A 17644-nucleotide genomic window follows, 5' to 3' on the forward strand; every position below is an offset into this window, starting at 1 on the left:
CTGGCATCGCACATGGCCTCAAGTCATTTATTTAATTTTTTTCTTATTTATTTCAATTCATTTTTTATTTAATTTCTAAAGCTGCTTTAATTAATTTTTTCTTTAATTTTTTCAAACAAACAAGAAACACTCAGGGGGATAAAAAGAACGTGGGCAATCCCTGCCCAGCAACCACACTCTTGCCCATCCAGCCCCCACCGCCGCTCCGACCGGGAAGATCAGCCTCTTGACCACACACACGAGAGAGCAAAAACGGCTTACTTTGTATGCCAGAATGCTCAAACCTCTACTATTGCCGAGCCCTATCTGCCTTCATCGCCCTATGACCCGGTCCCAAGAAGCCGCTCCTTTATCCTTAAGCGCCCTGTTTTTGATCTTTGCCCGCATCGGCCTGACCAGCTTTGGCGGAGGCTTGAGCGGCTGGTTAATGCGAGAGTTCGTCGTCCAGCGACGCCTGATGAGCCAAGCAGATTTTCTTAGCGGCCTCGCCTTGTCTCAGGCGCTGCCCGGCATCAATGTGGTGAACCTTTCTATCTGGATTGGTTACCGTCTGCTGGCCGGACCTGGAGCTTTAGTGGCCACGCTGGGCATGGTGCTCCCCCCGCTGCTGCTAGCCATTTTCATGCTGATTGGTCTGGAACAACTAACAGGCTCTACCCTGGTGCCACAAGTCATGGCCGGAATTGCCGCTGCCGCTATTGGTCTTTCCCTTGAGATGGGCGTCCGATCGGCACGCAGCGCAGCCACTGGAATCGTGCCGATGGCACTGATGCTGGCGGTTTTTATTGGCATTTTCGTCATGGAATGGAGCCTGATCCCCGTTATTCTGATCTGTGCGCCGCTTTCCATCTGGTACGCCTGGCTGCAGCTTGGGGATAAAGCGGCGAAGCAATCATGATCACGGTTCTACTCCAACTCATGCGCGTGTTCGCTCCCCTATCCTTTCTTACCATCGGTGGGGGTCAAAGCATCATTCCGGAAATTCACCGGCAATCAGTGGACATTCATGGTTGGCTCAACAACCAGGAGTTTCTGGATCTGTTCGCCCTGTCACGCCTGACACCCGGCCCGAAATCCTTATTGGTCACCCTGGTGGGCTGGAAAGCAGCAGGCTGGGCAGGGGCATTGGCAGCATCCGTCGCCATTTTTCTGCCGTCGGCCTTGCTGATCTATTACCTGGCAACGATCTGGAAACGCTATGAAGGTACGCGCCTCATTCGCGCCATCGAGATCGGTCTGCTGCCTATTGCCGCCGGAATGATTCTGGCAGCCAGCGGCACGATTCTGAAAGCAGCCCAAGGTGGGCTATGGGCCTGGGGAACGGCACTGGCCTGTACAACCATCCTGCTGTTTAGCCGCATCAACCCTTTATGGTTACTGGCGGGGGGTGGATTGCTATTCACCCTGATACAACCTGTTGGCTAACACACATTTGCCACATAAAAAGGCCCAATTGGCACTTATATCCACCTGGAAGTAAGTGGCTGTATCAAGAGCCACAAAATAGGTCATAAAAGCGTCACGATCCTGTGTTCAGAACGCGCAAGACATTGAGCCAGCATAGCTGCAAGCAGTACAATGGCAGGTCCTTTTACCCCCCTTTTGCCCGCGACATGGCTGTAAATACTGACCAAGCCGTACTAAATCTGGATTCTGCCTCGCTGGGCTATGGTGCCTTTACCGTGCTGGCGGATGTGTCCATGACCGTCCAGAAAGGCCAGGTTGTCGCCATGATGGGGGGCTCGGGTTCCGGAAAAACAACACTTCTGCGTGCTGCTACCGGACAAATTCGTGCTCAGAAAGGGACTGTGACTGTTTTTGGCCAGGACCTGGCCCAACTGAACGGCGAGGCCTTGCGCCAGACGCGCCAACGCATGGGCGTGCTGTTTCAGCAGGGTGCCCTGTTTACCGATCTGAACGTGTTTGAAAACGTGGCTTTTCCCCTGCGGGAGCTGACAGACGACTCCGAAGCCGCCATTGAAGACCGTGTGCTGGACAAGCTGAACGCGGTTGGACTACGTGCCGCCGCCCATTTGGGCATCAATGAAATATCCGGCGGTATGGCCCGCCGGGTTGCCCTGGCCCGCGCCATTGTGCTGGAACCCGAGCTGATTCTGTACGACGAACCCTTTGCCGGCCTGGATCCTATTTCTATGGGCATTACCGCACAACTGATTCGAGACCTGACCGACCGCTTGAACTGCGCCTCGGTACTGATTACGCACGATGTGGCCGAGTCTTTTGCCATTGCGGATCAAGTCTATATGGTTGGCCAGGGACGTTTGCTGACCCAGGGCACCCCTACCGAGCTGCGTGCCTCCAAAGATCCCTACGTGCAACAGTTCCTGCGTGGCGAACCCGACGGCCCTATCGCCTTTAACTATCCCGTCACCCCGGCTTTTGAAGCCTGGCTCCAAAATCGGACGACGCGCCCATGAACTTCATTACCGCCCCGCTTAGCGCGCTAGGTGCTGCGATACGCAACAGCATTTACGGGCTGGGCGCATTCAGCCGCCTTTTTGCCGCCTTGTTAGCGCGTTCATCGCTGCTGTGGCGCCGTCCGCGTCTGATTTCCCAGCAAATCCACTTTATTGGCAACTATTCGCTGCTGATCATTGCCGTTTCCGGCCTGTTCGTAGGTTTTGTGCTGGGCTTGCAGGGCTATTACACGCTGAATCGCTACGGCTCCGAAGAGGCTCTCGGTCTGCTGGTCGCCCTGTCTTTGGTGCGTGAACTGGGGCCGGTTGTCACCGCCCTGCTATTTGCAGGCCGGGCCGGTACATCACTGACTGCCGAAATCGGCCTGATGAAAGCCGGTGAACAGATTGCCGCCATGGAAGTCATGGCGGTAGACCCCTTGCGCCGCCTGCTGGTGCCGCGCTTTTGGGGCGGCATTATTGCCATGCCCATTCTGGCCGCCGTCTTTTCCATGGTCGGTATCCTGGGCGGCTATATCGTCGGCGTACAAATGATCGGCATTGATGCAGGCGCCTTCTGGTCGCAAATGCAAAACGGTGTCGATGTGATTGATGATGTCCTGAACGGTGTGATCAAAAGCCTGGTATTTGGCCTGATCGTGACCTTGATTGCGCTGTATATGGGTTGGCATGCCAAGGCCACGCCCGAAGGCGTGTCTCGCGCGACCACACGCACAGTTGTCAGCGGCGCTTTGGCGGTATTGGGCACGGACTTCCTGCTCACCGCCCTTATGTTCAGTTAACTATTTAGGAATTGCTCAGTTATGAATCGCGAGAAAACCGATTTCTGGGTTGGCCTGTTTGTTTTGCTGGGGCTGGTCGCACTGGCATTCCTGGCCCTGCGGGCAGGTAACCTCAGTTCTTTTTCCTTTGCCAAAACCTACCAGGTATCGGCAAAATTCGATAATCTGGGTGGCCTGAAACCGCGTGCGCCCATCAAGGCCAGCGGTGTAGTCGTTGGTCGAGTCAGCTCCATTGGTTTTGACAATCAGGACTTCAAAGCCGTGGTCACACTGGATATGGACGAACACTACAAGTTTCCCGTAGACACGTCAGCCTCCATCCTGACCTCGGGTCTGCTGGGTGAACAGTACATAGGCCTGACTGCTGGTGGCGACGACAAGAATTTGCAAAGCGGCAGCACCATTACCTATACCCAAAGCGCGGTTGTGCTGGAGGAACTCATCAGCAAGTTCCTTTACAACACGGCCTCCAATGACGGCGGCTCCAAATCGGAGTAGTACCCCGCCGACACCTGCTCATTACAGACGACACAACCATGAATACAACAACTAGCCACTCCTACTCCCTGCCTCGTGGAGTCCGTTTGAGTCTGGTCGGTGCCAGTGCTGCCCTTGTGGCCGGTTGCGCCAGTGTGCCCAACCCTAATCCCCAGGACCCTTGGGAAAGCATGAACCGTGGCATCTACGCCTTTAACGAAACCGTGGACGGCGCGCTGATCAAACCGATTGCAGAGGGCTATACCGCCCTGACACCACAGCCCGCACGCACATGCATCAGCAACATTTTCAACAATCTGGGCGACGCCTGGTCGGCCGTCAACAGCTTCCTGCAAGGCGAACACGTCGACTTCTTCAATACCTTGGGCCGCGTCCTGTTCAACTCCACCATGGGTCTGGGTGGTTGTATTGACGTGGCCACCATGAACGGTTCCAAGCGCATTCCCAACGACTTTGGCGTAACGCTGGGCGTATGGGGCATCAAGCCTGGACCTTACGTGGTTCTGCCCTTCTTTGGCCCCAGCACCGTTCGCGACGGTTTGGCACGCGGCACCAGCTTCCTGGAGGGCTTCTCCTCCACGGGCCCGATCATGGCGATCAAGGATGTACCGGTACGCAACAGCATCATGGGTCTGTGGGCACTGGATGCCCGCGCTGGCGTGCTGGATGCAGAAAAACTTGTTAACGACATCGCCCTTGACCGCTACAGCTTCATACGCGACGCTTACCTGCAACGACGCCATGCGATGGTTCAAGACCGCCGCACCGGTGGCGACACCAGCCAGGACCTGCCTGACTACTCGGACGCAGACGAATAAAAACGCCCTGCCCGCCGAACATTCTTCCGGAGTTTTTTATGATTTCCCGTCCCGCCCTGGGCGGGACTGCTTTGCAGTCCTCTCCCTCTCGCCTGATTTCCTGGGTTCTGACCATCTGTGCCGTATTGGCCCTGTCTTTGTATGCTGTCGCCGCGCAAGCCCAAGCCGCCGATCCTAAAGGCGAGCCCAACAAGTTTGTTGAAACAGTTGGCAATCAGGCATTGCAAGTCGTCAAGGCAAGCGAGGCCATCCGCAAGGGTGATCGTGCTGCCATCATGGCCGCTGTGAACGAACACATCATGCCCTACGTAAACCTGGAAAAGACCACTCGCCTGTCCGCTGGCCGCTACTGGCGTCAAGCCAGCCCCGAACAGCGCCAGAAGCTGGTCGACGCGTTCAAGGGCACCTTGGTTCGCACCTACAGCGGTGCCTTGTCCCGTGTGGATGACAAAACCCAACTGACCATCCTGCCGTTCCGTGGCGATGCCAATGCGGACGACGTGGTGGTGCGTTCCTCGCTGACCCAGTCCAACGGAGGCCCGGTTGGCGTAGATTACCGCCTGGAGAAAACACCGGAAGGCTGGAGAATCTATGACTTGAACGTGGAAGGTATCTGGTTGATCCAAAACTACCGAAACCAGTTTGCCCAGCAAATTGAGCAAGATGGTATTGATGGCCTGATTCAGGCACTGAACAAGCAAAACGGCTAAGGCAGGCCGTGGCAAGCACGGGCACTTTGGCCAGGCTTTCTTAAGCAGACCAGAGTCGTACTCTATAATAAAGAGCCTGATCACCCTCAAACAGGTCTACGCCCATGCGTAGGCCTGTTTAGTTAACAAAGACGCTACCGCGACGACCGCCAACGCCACACTCGCGTCAGGCCAACCAAATTGCCATGTCCGCCTTCAAACTCGATAACGTCAGCAAACGCTTCGCCCCCCAAAGCCGGGGACTCAAAAGCCTGTTCTCCCCTCCACGTTCCGATGCCGGCTTTCTGGCCGTCGACCAGGTCAGCCTGACTATTGAACATGGTGAATTTTTTGGCTTGCTCGGCCCGAACGGCGCCGGCAAAACAACCCTGATTTCCATGTTGGCCGGCCTGACCCGGCCCACCAGCGGCCAGGTAAGCGTCTGTGGTTACGATGTGCGCACCCAGTACCAGAAAGCCCGCCAATCGCTGGGCGTGGTGCCACAGGAAATTGTTTATGATCCCTTTTTCACCGTCCGTGAAACTTTGCGTCTGCAATCGGGCTACTTTGGCCTGAAAAACAATGACGACTGGATCGACGAAATTCTGGCCAATCTCGCCCTGAGCGACAAGGCCGACGTGAACATGCGCGCCTTGTCCGGCGGCATGAAGCGCCGCGTTCTGGTCGCCCAGGCGCTGGTGCACCGCCCCCCGGTCATTATTCTGGATGAACCTACTGCCGGTGTGGATGTGGACCTGCGCCGCACGCTGTGGGAATTCATCATTCGTCTGAATCAACAAGGCCACACCATCTTGCTGACCACCCACTATCTGGAAGAAGCCCAGGCCCTCTGTGGCCGGCTGGCTATGCTGAAAAGTGGCAAGATTGTCGCCCTGGATACCACCCAAGCCATTATGGAACGCGCAGGCGGCCACGATCTGGAGGATGCATTTGTGCGCATCATGCACAACGAAGGAAAAATGGGAGTCGCCCTGTGAACCCAAACCCGTCTCCCAAACACTGGGGCGTGCCTCAAAACACGGACGCTCCCGCTACCAAGATCGGTACCTTAAGCCTGCCCCCGCAGCCCAAGATGGGTTCGGGCTTTCCCACGCTGCTGCGCAAAGAGCTGATGCGCTTCTGGAAAGTGGGCTTTCAGACCATTGCAGCGCCCGTACTGACGGCGCTGATGTATTTGCTGATTTTCGCCCACGTGCTGGAAGGCCGCGTCACGGTGTACGATTCCGTGCCCTACACCGCCTTCCTGATTCCGGGCCTGATGATGATGAGCATGTTGCAAAACGCCTTTGCCAACCCCTCGTCCTCGCTGATTCAAAGTCGCATCACGGGCAATCTGGTGTTTATCCTGTTGCCTCCCCTGTCACACCGCGAGATTTTCGCCGCCTATCTACTGGCGTCCATCGCCCGTGGCGTCTGTGTGGGCCTCTGTGTCTGGCTGGTGTCCCTGTTTTTCGTCTCCCTGCCCCTGGCCAACCCTTTGTGGGTATTGACCTTTGCCGTTCTGTCTTGCGGCATTATGGGCACCTTGGGCCTGATTGCCGGTCTGTGGTCTGAAAAATTCGACCAATTGGCCGCGTTCCAGAACTTTCTGATCATGCCTGCAACCTTTTTGTCGGGTGTGTTCTATTCGATTCATAGCCTGCCACCGTTTTGGCAAGCTGTTTCACACTGGAACCCGTTGCTCTATACCATTGACGGATTCCGCTACGGTTTTTTTGCCGCCTCGGATATTTCTCCCTGGTTCAGCCTGACCGTTGTCGCCAGCGTCTTTGTGGCGCTGTGTCTGATTTCGCTACGCCTGCTTGCCTCAGGCTATAAATTACGGAATTGATCTCATGTTGCCGACCCCCGAACAAGTTCACCAATACATTGCCGACAACCTGCCCTGTGAGCACCTGCAAGTGCAAGGCGACGGTTCCCACTTTGAGGCCCTGATCGTCAGCACTGCCTTTGAAGGCAAACGTCTGATTGCGCGTCACCAACTGGTCTACAAGGCTCTGGGTGACCGGATGAAAGCTGAAATCCACGCCCTGTCCATGCGCACGCTTACCCCCGACGAATACAAGGCCAATCCGAATGGATAAATTACGCATCACGGGCGGACAGCGCCTGAATGGCGAGATCACCGTCTCTGGCGCCAAAAACGCCGCCCTGCCTATTCTGTGCGCCAGTCTGCTGACTGCCGACACGGTGTACCTGGACAATGTCCCGCGTCTGCGTGACATCGACACCACCTTGAAGCTGTTGGGGCAGTTAGGTGTCACCCAGGAGCGCAATGGCACGCTGGAGCTGAATGCAGGCAACATCACCAATCTGGAAGCGCCCTACGAACTGGTGAAAACCATGCGCGCCTCCATTCTGGTGCTGGGCCCCCTGCTGGCCCGCTTTGGCGAGGCCCGCGTCAGCCTGCCCGGTGGTTGTGCCATTGGCCAACGCCCTGTGGATCAGCACATCAAAGGTCTGGCTGCCATGGGAGCAGAAATCCATGTCGAGCACGGCTTTGTACATGCCCGCGCCAAACGCTTGCGTGGTGCAGTAGTGCGTACGGACATGGTCACCGTCACCGGCACCGAAAACCTGATGATGGCGGCTGTTCTGGCAGAAGGCCAAACCATTCTGGAGAACGCGGCCCGCGAACCCGAAGTTATTGATCTGGCCGAACTGCTGATCAAAATGGGTGCCAAGATCCAGGGCCATGGCACCGACCGCATCGTCATTGACGGTGTCGAGCATCTGCACGGTGCCAAGCACACGATCTGCCCAGATCGTATCGAAGCCGGGACTTTCCTGTGTGCTGTTGCCGCTACCGGTGGCGAACTGACCTTACGCAATACCGATGCCGACGCCATGGGTGCCACGCTGGACAAATTGCGCGAAGCCGGCCTGCAGATTGAAACCGGCCCGGACTGGATCAAGGCCAGCATGAATGGTCGGCCCAAGGCCGTCAGCTTCCGCACCAGCGAGTACCCAGGCTTTCCCACGGACATGCAGGCTCAATTGATGGCACTGAACACCATTGCCGACGGCACCGCCTCGGTGGTGGAAACCATCTTTGAAAATCGCTACATGCACGTGCAAGAATTAAACCGTCTAGGTGCCCAGATCGATATCGAAGGTCATATGGCCGTGGTTACCGGCGCTCCCTACCTGACAGGCGCCACCGTCATGGCAACCGACCTGCGTGCATCGGCCAGTCTGGTCATTGCGGGTCTGGCTGCTCGGGGTGACACCACCGTCGAACGCATCTACCATCTGGACCGTGGCTACGACCGTATGGAAGCCAAGCTTCAAGCCGTAGGCGCCAACATTGAGCGAATCAGCAGCAAGGAAACCTAATGAGTCCCGCCGGTTTAAATCAACCTCTGACACTGGCCTTGTCCAAAGGCCGGATTTTTGACGAAACCCTGCCTTTGCTGGAAGAGGCCGGTATCAAGGTGCTGGAAAGCCCGGAAACGTCACGCAAACTGATCCTGCCCACCAATAGCCCGGACCTGCGTCTGATTATTGTGCGCGCCACGGACGTGCCAACCTACGTGCAATACGGCGCCGCTCATATCGGGATTGCCGGCAAGGACGTGCTGTACGAGCACATGGAACAGCACCCCGGTGGTCTGTACCAACCTGTGGACCTGAACATTGCCCGTTGCCGCCTGTGTGTGGCCGTCGCAGAAGGCTTTGACTACCACTCGGCTGTCAAGCAGGGTTCGCGCCTGCGTATCGCCACCAAATACACACGTGCAGCTCGCGAACACTTTGCCGGCAAGGGCGTGTATGTGGACCTGATCAAGCTCTACGGCTCCATGGAGCTGGCTCCACTGGTCGGTCTGGCCGACGCCATTGTGGACCTGGTCTCCAGCGGCGGTACCTTGCGTGCCAACAAGCTGGTGGAAGTGGAAGACATCACCCCCATTTCCTCGCGCTTGATCGTCAATCAGGCCGCCATGAAAAACCGCGGCGCACAGCTACAACCCCTGATTGACGCTTTCTCGCGGGCGTCGTTGGACGAGTAAACCCAACCCTGATTTTCCCAAGGGACAAACAGCCTGACAATCCTGTTTGAGCAAAAGGCGGTCTGCGCCTTTTGCGCAAGCGAAATGTTATACACTGGCCCTTGCTCCTTAGCTTTTTCCTATAGCGACATGTCACTGATCCATCGCCTGACCTCCCAATCCGCCCAGTTCGACGCCGAACTGCGCACGCTGTTGGCTTACGAAGCGTCTGAAGACGCGTCTATCGAGCACGCTTGTGCCGAAATTCTGCATCGTATCCAGCATGAGGGAGACACGGCCTTACTGGATTACACCCAACGCTTTGACCGGTTGGCCCTTGAACAAGCCTCGGCACTGGAAATCTCCAAGGAAGAGCTATTCGCGGCCCTGGACAGCCTGCCTGCCGATCAGCGCAAGGCACTGGAACAGGCCGCCGAGCGCGTGCGCCGCTATCACGAGCACCAACGCGCACAAACCTGGACCTACACGGAAGCCGACGGCACCGTGCTGGGTCAGCAAGTTACCCCCTTGGACCGTGTGGGACTCTATGTTCCCGGTGGCAAGGCCGCTTACCCCTCCTCGGTTTTGATGAACGCCATTCCCGCCAAAGTGGCTGGTGTTCCAGAACTGATCATGGTCACGCCTACACCCGATGGCGTGCGCAACCCCATCGTGCTGGCGGCTGCCGCCCTGGGTGGTGTCGATCGCGTGTTCACCATTGGTGGCGCACAAGCCGTAGGCGCTTTGGCTTACGGTACGGACACCATCCCGCCGGTAGACAAGATTGTCGGCCCCGGCAACGCCTATGTCGCCGCTGCCAAACGCCGCGTCTTTGGTGTGGTTGGCATCGACATGATTGCCGGCCCCTCCGAAATCCTGATCATCAGCGACGGCAGTGCTCCTGCTGACTGGGTGGCCATGGACCTGTTCTCCCAGGCCGAACACGACGAGTTGGCCCAAGCCATCTTGCTATGCCCGGATGCCGACTTCCTGGATCAGGTTGAAGCCGCTATCGAACGCCTGTTGCCCACCATGCCACGCGAGGACATCATCCGTCGCAGCCTGTCTGGTCGCGGTGCCCTGATCCACGTCCGCGATCTGGACGAGGCCTGTAAGATCAGCAACCATATCGCGCCGGAACACCTGGAAGTCTCTACCCGGAACGCCCAGGACTTGTTGGGCAAAATCCGCCATGCTGGCGCCATTTTCCTGGGCCCCTACAGCTCTGAATCGCTGGGCGATTACTGTGCCGGGCCTAACCATGTCCTGCCGACGGCACGCACTGCGCGTTTCTCGTCACCCTTGGGCGTCTACGATTTCCAGAAACGCAGCAGCATTATTCAGGTTTCAGAATCAGGCGCCCAAACACTGGGACCCATAGCCGCTACGCTGGCTCAAGGCGAGGGGCTGTATGCCCACGCTGCCAGCGCGCAATTCCGATTGAACCAATCCTGATACCGGCCTTGCCGCCGGCTCTGATATGCGTACCGCCGAGATTACCCGCAATACCAATGAAACCCGCATCCGCGTGGCCGTTAACCTGGACGGCACTGGCCGTCACTCGCTCAACAGCGGCGTGCCTTTTCTGGACCACATGCTGGACCAGATCGCCCGCCACGGTCTGATTGACCTGGACGTGCACTGTGAAGGCGATACCCACATCGACGACCACCATACCGTCGAAGATATCGGCATTGCGCTAGGCCAGGCATTTGCCAAGGCTGTCGGTAGCAAAGCCGGTCTGCGCCGCTATGGCCACGCCTACGTGCCGCTGGACGAAGCCCTGTCGCGCGTGGTCGTGGACTTCTCCGGTCGCCCTGGCCTGTTTTATTTTGTGCCCTTTACCCGCGCACGAATCGGCCAGTTCGATGTAGACTTGGCACGCGAGTTTTTCCAGGGTTTTGTCAATCACGCCCTGGTTTCTATGCACATCGATAACCTGCGCGGCGAAAACGCACACCATCAGTGCGAAACCGTGTTCAAAGCCTTTGGTCGAGCATTGCGCATGGCTCTGGAGCTGGACCCACGTAGCGAAGGCGTGGTGCCTTCGACCAAAGGGGTTCTGTAAACGCCCTTCGGACACACATCGTGACCACTATCGCTATTGTCGATTACGGTTCGGGCAACATCTTCTCGGTTGCCCGAGCACTCCATGCCGCCGCACCTGATGCGCGCATCGTTCTTGCTCAAACTCCTCAAGCCATTCTGGATGCGGACCGGGTTGTCTTACCCGGCCAGGGTGCCATGCCCGATTGCATGGCCCACCTGGACCAATCCGGTTTGCGCGACGCCTTGCTGACTGCAGCTCGCAGCAAACCTTTATTGGGTATTTGCGTAGGCGAACAGATGCTGTTCGACTCCAGCCAGGAAGGCAATGTCCCCTGTTTAGGTCTGATTCCCGGCCAAGTACGCCGTTTTGAAGGCCCAAACTACAAAAGCAGCGACCACGCCTCCGGCACCGGGCTGAAAGTGCCCCATATTGGCTGGAACCGCGTACACCAGACTCAGGACCATCCCTTATGGGCTGGCATTGAAGATGGCGCGTTCTTTTACTTTGTGCACAGCTACTTTGTCGATCCGCTGCATATAGATCAAACTTGTGGTTCGACGCACTATGGCCAACGCTTTACCTCGGCGATAGCAAACGCTAATATTTTTGCGTTGCAATGCCATCCTGAGAAAAGTGCGGACAACGGCCTGCAACTGTTCCGGAATTTCGCCAACTGGAAGCCATGATTTTTTCAATAAAGCTTCCTGGCGTCTTTTCGACTTTTTCCGACCCAGTATTTCTTACGTTTTTTACGGCTAAAGACCATGCTTTTGATTCCCGCCATCGACCTTAAAGACGGGCGTTGTGTGCGCCTTCGCCAGGGTGACCTGGACGACGCCACTATTTTCTCGGATGATCCAGCCAAAATAGCAACACAGTGGCTCGAGCAAGGGGCCCGGCGCCTGCATCTGGTGGACTTGAACGGCGCCTTTGCCGGCAAGCCCAAGAACGGTGAAGCCATCAAATCCATTATTGCGGCCATTGACGGTGAGATTCCGGTACAGATCGGTGGCGGTATCCGCGATCTGGACACCATCGAACGCTACCTGGACGTTGGCATCAGTTATGTCATTATTGGCACTGCCGCCGTCAAAAGCCCAGGCTTCCTACAAGATGCCTGCAGCGCCTTTCCTGGCAACATCATTGTTGGTCTGGACGCCCGTGATGGCAAAATCGCCACCGACGGCTGGAGCAAGCTGACTCGCCACGACGTACTGGACCTGGCCAAGAAATTCGAAGACTACGGCTGCGAATCCATTATCTACACGGATATTGGCCGTGACGGCATGCTGACCGGCGTCAATATTGAAGCCACCGTCAAGCTGTCCCAACACGTCAAGATTCCTGTCATCGCCTCCGGTGGCGTCACCAATCTGAAAGACATTGAAGACCTGTGTGCCGTAGAGCACGAAGGGATTGAAGGTGTCATTTTAGGTCGCAGCATTTACGAAGGCACCCTGAATTTTGCCGAGGCACAAACCTTTGCCGACGAGTACCCGGCATGAGCCAGGACGTCGCCAACGAATTAGCCTGCCGCATCATTCCTTGTCTGGACGTGACCGCTGGCCGCGTGGTCAAAGGGATCAATTTTGTCGATCTGGTCGATGCCGGAGACCCGGTCGAGATCGCCCGCAAGTACAACGATCAGGGTGCCGACGAGCTGACCTTCCTGGACATTACCGCCACCTCGGACAACCGTGACTTGATCTTGCCGATCATCGAGCAGGTGGCCAGCCAGATTTTCATCCCGCTGACCGTCGGTGGCGGTGTCCGTGAAGTAACGGACATCCAGCGCCTGCTCAATGCCGGTGCGGACAAGGTTTCCATTAACAGCGCCGCCATCAGCAACCCGGATCTGGTGCGTGCTGCCAGCGATCACCATGGCAAACAGTGCATGGTTGTCGCCATTGATGCACGCCGCGTCAGCAATGAGAACGAAGCACCCCGCTGGGAAGTCTTTACCCACGGCGGTCGTCGTGGAACAGGACTAGATGTCGTGGAGTGGGCAGCCCGCATGGCCGACTATGGTGCCGGCGAGCTGCTGCTGACCAGCATGGACCGCGACGGCACCAAATCCGGCTTTGATCTGGAGCTGACTCGTGCCGTGTCCGATGCGGTCTCGGTGCCCGTTATCGCCTCTGGCGGTGTGGGTGGCCTGCAAGATCTGGCCGACGGCGTGATCAAAGGTGGTGCCAGCGCCGTACTGGCCGCCAGCATCTTCCACTACGGTCAACACACCATTGCCCAAGCCAAGGATTTCATGGCTGCGCAAGGTATTCAGGTGAGACGCTAATGGCAGACTTACCGACCTGGTTGACTGAAATCCGCTTTGATGAACAAGGTCTGATCCCCGCGATTGCGCAGGACCAAGCCACGGGCAAAATCCTGATGGTCGCCTGGATGAACCAGGAGTCCCTGCAAGAGACCGTCAGCACCGGCCGCGCCGTGTACTGGTCGCGTTCCCGCCAGCGCCTGTGGCGCAAGGGCGAGGAATCCGGCCATGTGCAACACGTCAGCGACTTGCGCCTGGACTGCGACGGCGACGTTATTTTGCTCCGCGTGGAACAGCTTGGTCAGATCGCCTGTCATACGGGTCGTGAAAGCTGCTTTTATCGCCAGTTGCAAGGCCAGAGCGACCAAGCACAATGGGTGGTGGTTGACCCCGTCCTGAAAGACCCGGAGCATATTTACCGATGAGCGAACAACCTACTGTCGAGACTATCCTCGATCATCTTGGCCGCACCTTGAAGTCCCGTTTGCCGGCACAAGGCGGGGATCCCTCCTCGTCCTACGCCGCCAGGCTTCTGGCCAAAGGGCCGGATGCCTTCTTGAAGAAGATCGGCGAAGAAGCGACCGAGTTGGTCATGGCAGCTAAGGATCAGGAACGCGAACGCATTGTCTGCGAAACCGCAGACCTGTGGTTTCATAGCCTGGTGGCCCTGACCTATTATGGTCTGGGGCCTCGCGATGTGCTGACAGAACTGCTGCGCCGTGAAGGCACATCGGGATTGGAAGAAAAAGCTTCGCGACCTAAGGATCAAGCGTAATCCTGTCATCTAGTCGCGCTACACTGTCCTAATACCTAGATTTTCAGCATTCGCTCAGCGGGTGCTTCGCTACCGAGGTTGCTATGAGCGAGAACTGTCTGTTTTGTAAAATTGCTGCCGGTCAGATCCCGTCCAAGAAAGTGTACGAGGACGAGGACTTTCTGGCATTTCACGACATCAACCCAGCTGCACCTATCCATATCCTGGTCATCCCCAAGAAACACGTCGTGTCCATGCAGGACGTATCGGGCCAGGATAGCGAATGGTTGGGTAAAATGATGGCTTTGGCACCTTCCCTGGCCGCAAAGGCTGGTTGTCGCCCCGGCCCCGAAGGCGGTTTCCGCATTGTCATCAACAGCGGTTTGGATGGCGGGCAGGAAATCAACCATTTACACATGCACATCTTGGGCGGTGAGCGCCCATGGCAACAACGCGCAGCCATGGCTGCTTAAGGGAGATACATTATGGGTAGCTTTAGCATTTGGCACTGGCTGATCGTTCTGGTCATCGTTGCCCTGGTTTTCGGCACCAAAAAACTGCGTAATATCGGCTCGGATCTGGGCGGTGCAGTCAAAGGCTTCAAGGAAGGCATGAAAGACGTGGGTGAAGAAGAAAAAACACCCGAAAGCGTCAGCCAGCGTACGGCAGATCCCCAAACCATCGATGTGCAGGCCAAGGAAAAGTCCGATCGCACCTGACTTTTACGTGAGTCTCCATGTTTGATATCAGTTTTACTGAGCTACTCCTGATCGGCGTAGTTGCTTTGATCGTGATCGGTCCGGAGCGCCTTCCCAAAGTGGCTCGCACAGCCGGGCATCTGCTTGGCCGCGCGCAGCGTTACGTCACCGAGGTCAAGTCCGATATCCAACGTGAAATCAATCTGGACGAGGTCAATAAGCTCAAAGACCAGATGGAGGACGCTGCGCGCTCAGTGCGTAGTTCAGTCGAGGACACAGGCAAAAGCCTGAGCCAGCCTCTGACCGAAGCTCGCGACACCCTGCAACATGCGTCGGAGTCCGCGCGTAAGGCCTTCTCAGATACCTCTGACAGTGCCACTGCAACGCCCGACGCCGCTTTAACAGAACCGGTTGCCAGCCAGCCGAGCACGGATGCAGCCGCCCCGCCAGCGCCTAGCGCGCCTGCCAGTGACGACGCTCCCCGTCCTACGGATGCTCCCGCCCAACCCGCTAAAGGACCTACGGCATGAGCACCGACGCGCCTCAAGAAGACACCTTTATCTCTCACTTGGTAGAACTGCGCACACGCCTGTTACGCGCCGTTATTGCTGTGGTGGGAATTTTCATCGTGTTGTTCACCTACCCAGGTGCCTCGGCCATTTATGATGTGTTGGCACAGCCCATGATGAGCTCTCTACCCGAGGGCACACGCATGATCGCCACGGGAGTGATTACCCCTTTCATGGTGCCGGTCAAAGTCACCCTGATGGCCGCCTTCGTGCTGGCCTTGCCGATTGTGCTTTATCAGGCATGGGCCTTTATTGCGCCTGGCTTGTATAACCACGAAAAGAAGCTGGCGTTGCCCCTGATCATGACCAGCACCTTGCTGTTCATCGCTGGCATGGCATTTTGTTATTTCGTGGTGTTCCGCACCGTTTTCCATTTCATCGCCACGTTCGCCCCACAATCGATTACGCCAGCTCCGGACATCGAAGCCTACCTGGGTTTTGTCATGACCATGTTCCTGGCATTTGGCATTACGTTTGAAGTGCCGATCGCAGTGATCTTGCTGGTTAAAACAGGCGTTGTAACGGTGGCCAAACTGCGTGAAATCCGTGGCTATGTCATTGTGGGTGCTTTTGTCATCGCCGCTATTGTGACTCCACCAGATGTGGTCAGCCAGCTTCTATTAGCAACGCCGCTATGCTTGCTCTATGAGTTAGGAATTCTAGCCGCCAGCCTGATCAAAAAACGAGAAGCAGAAAGTAGTGAAGGCCGTGAGCTGGACACGTAAAACGATCAAAGCAGCATCAGTCTGTAGACGCTAGGTTTTGTCAGCGCAGCCCCCAAAATGGCTCTCTTGCCCTGCTCCGAAAGGAGCCGTCCAGAGAGCCATTTTCTTCACTACCCTTACGCCACTACGATCTGCACAACAGCGTAGCTAAATGAACGTCAGCGGGAAGCGGCAGGCCTTACTTGCGCACCTGAGGTCTCATGCCTACCTTGACGGGAATATCCCGCTCCTTGCCATCACGCAGCACGCTTAGTGTCACGGTCTGCCCCGGTTGCACTGGGCCAATCTGGTTGAGCAAGCCAATCGAATCAGTGACTGGCTGACCGTTCAAGCGCAACACGATATCCCCAACCTGCAAATGTGCTTCGGCAGCCGGACCATGACGCTGCACGCTGGCAATAATCACACCCGCATCACTTTTCAACTGAAAGTTCTTGAGCAAATCCGGCGTAATGTCCTGCGGCTCCAGCCCGAGCCAACCCCGTGTCACCTCTCCATTACGAATGATCTCGTCCATGATGGCCAAGGCGGTCGAAGCAGGAATGGCAAAGCCGATACCCAGCGACCCACCCGTTTCAGAATAAATAGCGGTATTGATACCTACCAATCGGCCTGCTGCATCCACCAGGGCACCACCAGAATTGCCCGGATTGATCGCCGCATCGGTCTGGATAAAATTCTCGTAAATATTGATACCTAAACGATTGCGCCCCAGTCCGGACACAATGCCCATCGTCGTGGTTTGGCCCACCCCGAAAGGATTGCCGATGGCCAGCACCACATCACCGACCTGTAGTTGGTCTTGAGCTGGGGGCCGGATGGCCGCCAACTTGGGCAGGTCAATCTTGAGCACAGCCAGGTCGCTTTCCGGATCCGAACCAATCAGACGGGCCTTGGCCTGACGCCCATCCGACAACGCCACCTCAATGGCATCGGCTGCCTCGATCACGTGGTAGTTGGTCAAAATATAACCTTGTTCGTGTACGATCACGCCCGAACCCAGATTGATGGTGGAACGACGCCCCATCAGATCAGGCAGCTCACGGAACAGACGCTGCAAGTCGGGGTCTTCCAGCAAGGGAGAATTGCCTTCCAAATGCTTGCTGGTGTACACATTAACGACAGCCGGTGCGGCATGGGTGACCGCCGAGGCATAAGACAACGGTTTCTCCTGCGCGACCGTCGCAAGCAAAGCCGGCGCCGGTAAGGCCACCACATCAGTCGTGCGGGCAGGTGCCTGGGGTACCCCAACCCACTGGGGCCGCAATGTCACCACAATAAAAAAACCCGCCAAGCAGATCGTCACTGCTTGAGCAAATACTAGCCACAATCGACGCATAG

General features: G+C 56.7%; 24 protein-coding genes. 23 read left to right on the plus strand and 1 reads right to left on the minus strand.

Features of this window, described 5'->3' with window-relative positions; all coding sequences use genetic code 11:
* Positions 1-322 precede the first annotated feature (322 nt).
* The 23 genes from ACDI13_RS08820 (at position 323) to tatC (ending at position 16303) form a co-directional block, all read left to right on the plus strand.
* The gene (locus ACDI13_RS08820) at positions 323-898 is read left to right on the plus strand and encodes a chromate transporter (protein WP_316988344.1); all 576 of its coding nucleotides are present in this window, start codon (positions 323-325) and stop codon (positions 896-898) included.
* Positions 895-1425: a chromate transporter gene (locus tag ACDI13_RS08825; protein ID WP_316988345.1), complete on the plus strand. Its 531-nt coding sequence runs from the start codon at positions 895-897 to the stop codon at positions 1423-1425. Before ACDI13_RS08820 ends, ACDI13_RS08825 begins: the two co-directional genes overlap by 4 nt.
* A gap of 188 nt (positions 1426-1613) precedes the next feature.
* Positions 1614-2438, plus strand: coding sequence for an ABC transporter ATP-binding protein (locus ACDI13_RS08830; RefSeq protein WP_316988346.1), 825 nt, complete (start codon positions 1614-1616; stop codon positions 2436-2438).
* Positions 2435-3220 carry a lipid asymmetry maintenance ABC transporter permease subunit MlaE gene (gene mlaE, locus ACDI13_RS08835; RefSeq protein WP_316988347.1) on the plus strand — a complete coding sequence of 262 codons (786 nt, stop codon included), beginning with the start codon at positions 2435-2437 and terminating at the stop codon, positions 3218-3220. The genes ACDI13_RS08830 and mlaE overlap by 4 nt, the downstream gene beginning before the upstream one ends.
* Positions 3221-3241: 21 nt before the next feature.
* Complete coding sequence (gene mlaD / locus ACDI13_RS08840; protein WP_094197984.1) at positions 3242-3718, plus strand: outer membrane lipid asymmetry maintenance protein MlaD; 477 nt, start codon at positions 3242-3244, stop codon at positions 3716-3718.
* A gap of 38 nt (positions 3719-3756) precedes the next feature.
* Positions 3757-4536, plus strand: coding sequence for a VacJ family lipoprotein (locus tag ACDI13_RS08845; RefSeq protein ID WP_316988348.1), 780 nt, complete (start codon positions 3757-3759; stop codon positions 4534-4536).
* Between the two features lie 38 nt (positions 4537-4574).
* The gene (locus tag ACDI13_RS08850; protein ID WP_316988349.1) at positions 4575-5246 is read left to right on the plus strand and encodes an ABC transporter substrate-binding protein; all 672 of its coding nucleotides are present in this window, start codon (positions 4575-4577) and stop codon (positions 5244-5246) included.
* A gap of 185 nt (positions 5247-5431) precedes the next feature.
* On the plus strand, positions 5432-6223 hold the full coding sequence (locus ACDI13_RS08855; RefSeq protein ID WP_009455490.1) for an ABC transporter ATP-binding protein: 792 nt from the start codon (positions 5432-5434) through the stop codon (positions 6221-6223).
* Positions 6224-6318: 95 nt separating this feature from the next.
* On the plus strand, positions 6319-7077 hold the full coding sequence (locus ACDI13_RS08860) for an ABC transporter permease (RefSeq protein ID WP_316988359.1): 759 nt from the start codon (positions 6319-6321) through the stop codon (positions 7075-7077).
* A 4-nt stretch (positions 7078-7081) separates the two neighbouring features.
* Positions 7082-7330, plus strand: a complete 249-nt coding sequence (locus tag ACDI13_RS08865; protein WP_009455487.1) for a BolA family protein — start codon at positions 7082-7084, stop codon at positions 7328-7330.
* A complete protein-coding gene (gene murA, locus ACDI13_RS08870) occupies positions 7323-8582 on the plus strand; it encodes a UDP-N-acetylglucosamine 1-carboxyvinyltransferase (RefSeq protein WP_316988350.1) in 1260 nt (419 codons plus the stop codon). The genes ACDI13_RS08865 and murA overlap by 8 nt, the downstream gene beginning before the upstream one ends.
* Positions 8582-9256, plus strand: a complete 675-nt coding sequence (gene hisG / locus ACDI13_RS08875) for an ATP phosphoribosyltransferase (RefSeq protein ID WP_316988351.1) — start codon at positions 8582-8584, stop codon at positions 9254-9256. The genes murA and hisG overlap by 1 nt, the downstream gene beginning before the upstream one ends.
* Positions 9257-9385: 129 nt before the next feature.
* A complete protein-coding gene (gene hisD, locus ACDI13_RS08880) occupies positions 9386-10690 on the plus strand; it encodes a histidinol dehydrogenase (protein WP_316988352.1) in 1305 nt (434 codons plus the stop codon).
* A 25-nt stretch (positions 10691-10715) separates the two neighbouring features.
* Positions 10716-11303, plus strand: coding sequence for an imidazoleglycerol-phosphate dehydratase HisB (gene hisB / locus ACDI13_RS08885; RefSeq protein WP_316988353.1), 588 nt, complete (start codon positions 10716-10718; stop codon positions 11301-11303).
* 20 nt (positions 11304-11323) lie between these two features.
* On the plus strand, positions 11324-11971 hold the full coding sequence (gene hisH, locus ACDI13_RS08890; protein ID WP_094197991.1) for an imidazole glycerol phosphate synthase subunit HisH: 648 nt from the start codon (positions 11324-11326) through the stop codon (positions 11969-11971).
* Positions 11972-12049: 78 nt separating this feature from the next.
* Positions 12050-12790 (plus strand): 1-(5-phosphoribosyl)-5-[(5-phosphoribosylamino)methylideneamino]imidazole-4-carboxamide isomerase, encoded by a 741-nt coding sequence (hisA, locus tag ACDI13_RS08895; RefSeq protein ID WP_316988354.1) that lies wholly within the window; start codon positions 12050-12052, stop codon positions 12788-12790.
* Positions 12787-13578: an imidazole glycerol phosphate synthase subunit HisF gene (hisF, locus tag ACDI13_RS08900; RefSeq protein WP_316988355.1), complete on the plus strand. Its 792-nt coding sequence runs from the start codon at positions 12787-12789 to the stop codon at positions 13576-13578. The genes hisA and hisF overlap by 4 nt, the downstream gene beginning before the upstream one ends.
* A complete protein-coding gene (gene hisI / locus ACDI13_RS08905; protein WP_316988356.1) occupies positions 13578-13982 on the plus strand; it encodes a phosphoribosyl-AMP cyclohydrolase in 405 nt (134 codons plus the stop codon). Before hisF ends, hisI begins: the two co-directional genes overlap by 1 nt.
* Positions 13979-14332, plus strand: a complete 354-nt coding sequence (locus ACDI13_RS08910) for a phosphoribosyl-ATP diphosphatase (RefSeq protein ID WP_316988357.1) — start codon at positions 13979-13981, stop codon at positions 14330-14332. The genes hisI and ACDI13_RS08910 overlap by 4 nt, the downstream gene beginning before the upstream one ends.
* An 83-nt stretch (positions 14333-14415) precedes the next feature.
* Entirely contained in the window at positions 14416-14784 is a 369-nt protein-coding gene (locus ACDI13_RS08915; RefSeq protein WP_316988358.1) for a histidine triad nucleotide-binding protein, read from the plus strand.
* 12 nt (positions 14785-14796) lie between these two features.
* Positions 14797-15030 (plus strand): Sec-independent protein translocase subunit TatA, encoded by a 234-nt coding sequence (tatA, locus tag ACDI13_RS08920; RefSeq protein ID WP_316989761.1) that lies wholly within the window; start codon positions 14797-14799, stop codon positions 15028-15030.
* 17 nt (positions 15031-15047) lie between these two features.
* Positions 15048-15539, plus strand: a complete 492-nt coding sequence (tatB, locus tag ACDI13_RS08925) for a Sec-independent protein translocase protein TatB (protein ID WP_316989762.1) — start codon at positions 15048-15050, stop codon at positions 15537-15539.
* Positions 15536-16303 (plus strand): twin-arginine translocase subunit TatC, encoded by a 768-nt coding sequence (gene tatC, locus ACDI13_RS08930; protein WP_316989763.1) that lies wholly within the window; start codon positions 15536-15538, stop codon positions 16301-16303. The genes tatB and tatC overlap by 4 nt, the downstream gene beginning before the upstream one ends.
* A gap of 178 nt (positions 16304-16481) precedes the next feature.
* Here the strand turns inward: tatC and ACDI13_RS08935 are convergent, their stop codons facing one another.
* Entirely contained in the window at positions 16482-17642 is a 1161-nt protein-coding gene (locus ACDI13_RS08935; protein ID WP_316989764.1) for a trypsin-like peptidase domain-containing protein, read from the minus strand.
* Positions 17643-17644: the final 2 nt, after the last annotated feature.

Origin of the sequence: Alcaligenes faecalis (assembly GCF_041521385.1) — a bacterium.
Classification (GTDB): Bacteria; Pseudomonadota; Gammaproteobacteria; order Burkholderiales; family Burkholderiaceae_B; genus Alcaligenes; species Alcaligenes faecalis_E.

Bases quoted from the DNA above. Each gene is read 5' to 3' on its own strand.
- ACDI13_RS08820 (WP_316988344.1), top strand. From the start codon at position 323: ATGACCCGGTCCCAAGAAGCCGCTCCTTTATCCTTAAGCGCCCTGTTT.
- ACDI13_RS08825 (WP_316988345.1), top strand. From the start codon at position 895: ATGATCACGGTTCTACTCCAACTCATGCGCGTGTTCGCTCCCCTATCC.
- ACDI13_RS08830 (WP_316988346.1), top strand. From the start codon at position 1,614: ATGGCTGTAAATACTGACCAAGCCGTACTAAATCTGGATTCTGCCTCG.
- mlaE (WP_316988347.1), top strand. From the start codon at position 2,435: ATGAACTTCATTACCGCCCCGCTTAGCGCGCTAGGTGCTGCGATACGC.
- mlaD (WP_094197984.1), top strand. From the start codon at position 3,242: ATGAATCGCGAGAAAACCGATTTCTGGGTTGGCCTGTTTGTTTTGCTG.
- ACDI13_RS08845 (WP_316988348.1), top strand. From the start codon at position 3,757: ATGAATACAACAACTAGCCACTCCTACTCCCTGCCTCGTGGAGTCCGT.
- ACDI13_RS08850 (WP_316988349.1), top strand. From the start codon at position 4,575: ATGATTTCCCGTCCCGCCCTGGGCGGGACTGCTTTGCAGTCCTCTCCC.
- ACDI13_RS08855 (WP_009455490.1), top strand. From the start codon at position 5,432: ATGTCCGCCTTCAAACTCGATAACGTCAGCAAACGCTTCGCCCCCCAA.
- ACDI13_RS08860 (WP_316988359.1), top strand. From the start codon at position 6,319: ATGGGTTCGGGCTTTCCCACGCTGCTGCGCAAAGAGCTGATGCGCTTC.
- ACDI13_RS08865 (WP_009455487.1), top strand. From the start codon at position 7,082: ATGTTGCCGACCCCCGAACAAGTTCACCAATACATTGCCGACAACCTG.
- murA (WP_316988350.1), top strand. From the start codon at position 7,323: ATGGATAAATTACGCATCACGGGCGGACAGCGCCTGAATGGCGAGATC.
- hisG (WP_316988351.1), top strand. From the start codon at position 8,582: ATGAGTCCCGCCGGTTTAAATCAACCTCTGACACTGGCCTTGTCCAAA.
- hisD (WP_316988352.1), top strand. From the start codon at position 9,386: ATGTCACTGATCCATCGCCTGACCTCCCAATCCGCCCAGTTCGACGCC.
- hisB (WP_316988353.1), top strand. From the start codon at position 10,716: ATGCGTACCGCCGAGATTACCCGCAATACCAATGAAACCCGCATCCGC.
- hisA (WP_316988354.1), top strand. From the start codon at position 12,050: ATGCTTTTGATTCCCGCCATCGACCTTAAAGACGGGCGTTGTGTGCGC.
- hisF (WP_316988355.1), top strand. From the start codon at position 12,787: ATGAGCCAGGACGTCGCCAACGAATTAGCCTGCCGCATCATTCCTTGT.
- hisI (WP_316988356.1), top strand. From the start codon at position 13,578: ATGGCAGACTTACCGACCTGGTTGACTGAAATCCGCTTTGATGAACAA.
- ACDI13_RS08910 (WP_316988357.1), top strand. From the start codon at position 13,979: ATGAGCGAACAACCTACTGTCGAGACTATCCTCGATCATCTTGGCCGC.
- ACDI13_RS08915 (WP_316988358.1), top strand. From the start codon at position 14,416: ATGAGCGAGAACTGTCTGTTTTGTAAAATTGCTGCCGGTCAGATCCCG.
- tatA (WP_316989761.1), top strand. From the start codon at position 14,797: ATGGGTAGCTTTAGCATTTGGCACTGGCTGATCGTTCTGGTCATCGTT.
- tatB (WP_316989762.1), top strand. From the start codon at position 15,048: ATGTTTGATATCAGTTTTACTGAGCTACTCCTGATCGGCGTAGTTGCT.
- tatC (WP_316989763.1), top strand. From the start codon at position 15,536: ATGAGCACCGACGCGCCTCAAGAAGACACCTTTATCTCTCACTTGGTA.
- ACDI13_RS08935 (WP_316989764.1), bottom strand. From the start codon at position 17,642: ATGCGTCGATTGTGGCTAGTATTTGCTCAAGCAGTGACGATCTGCTTG.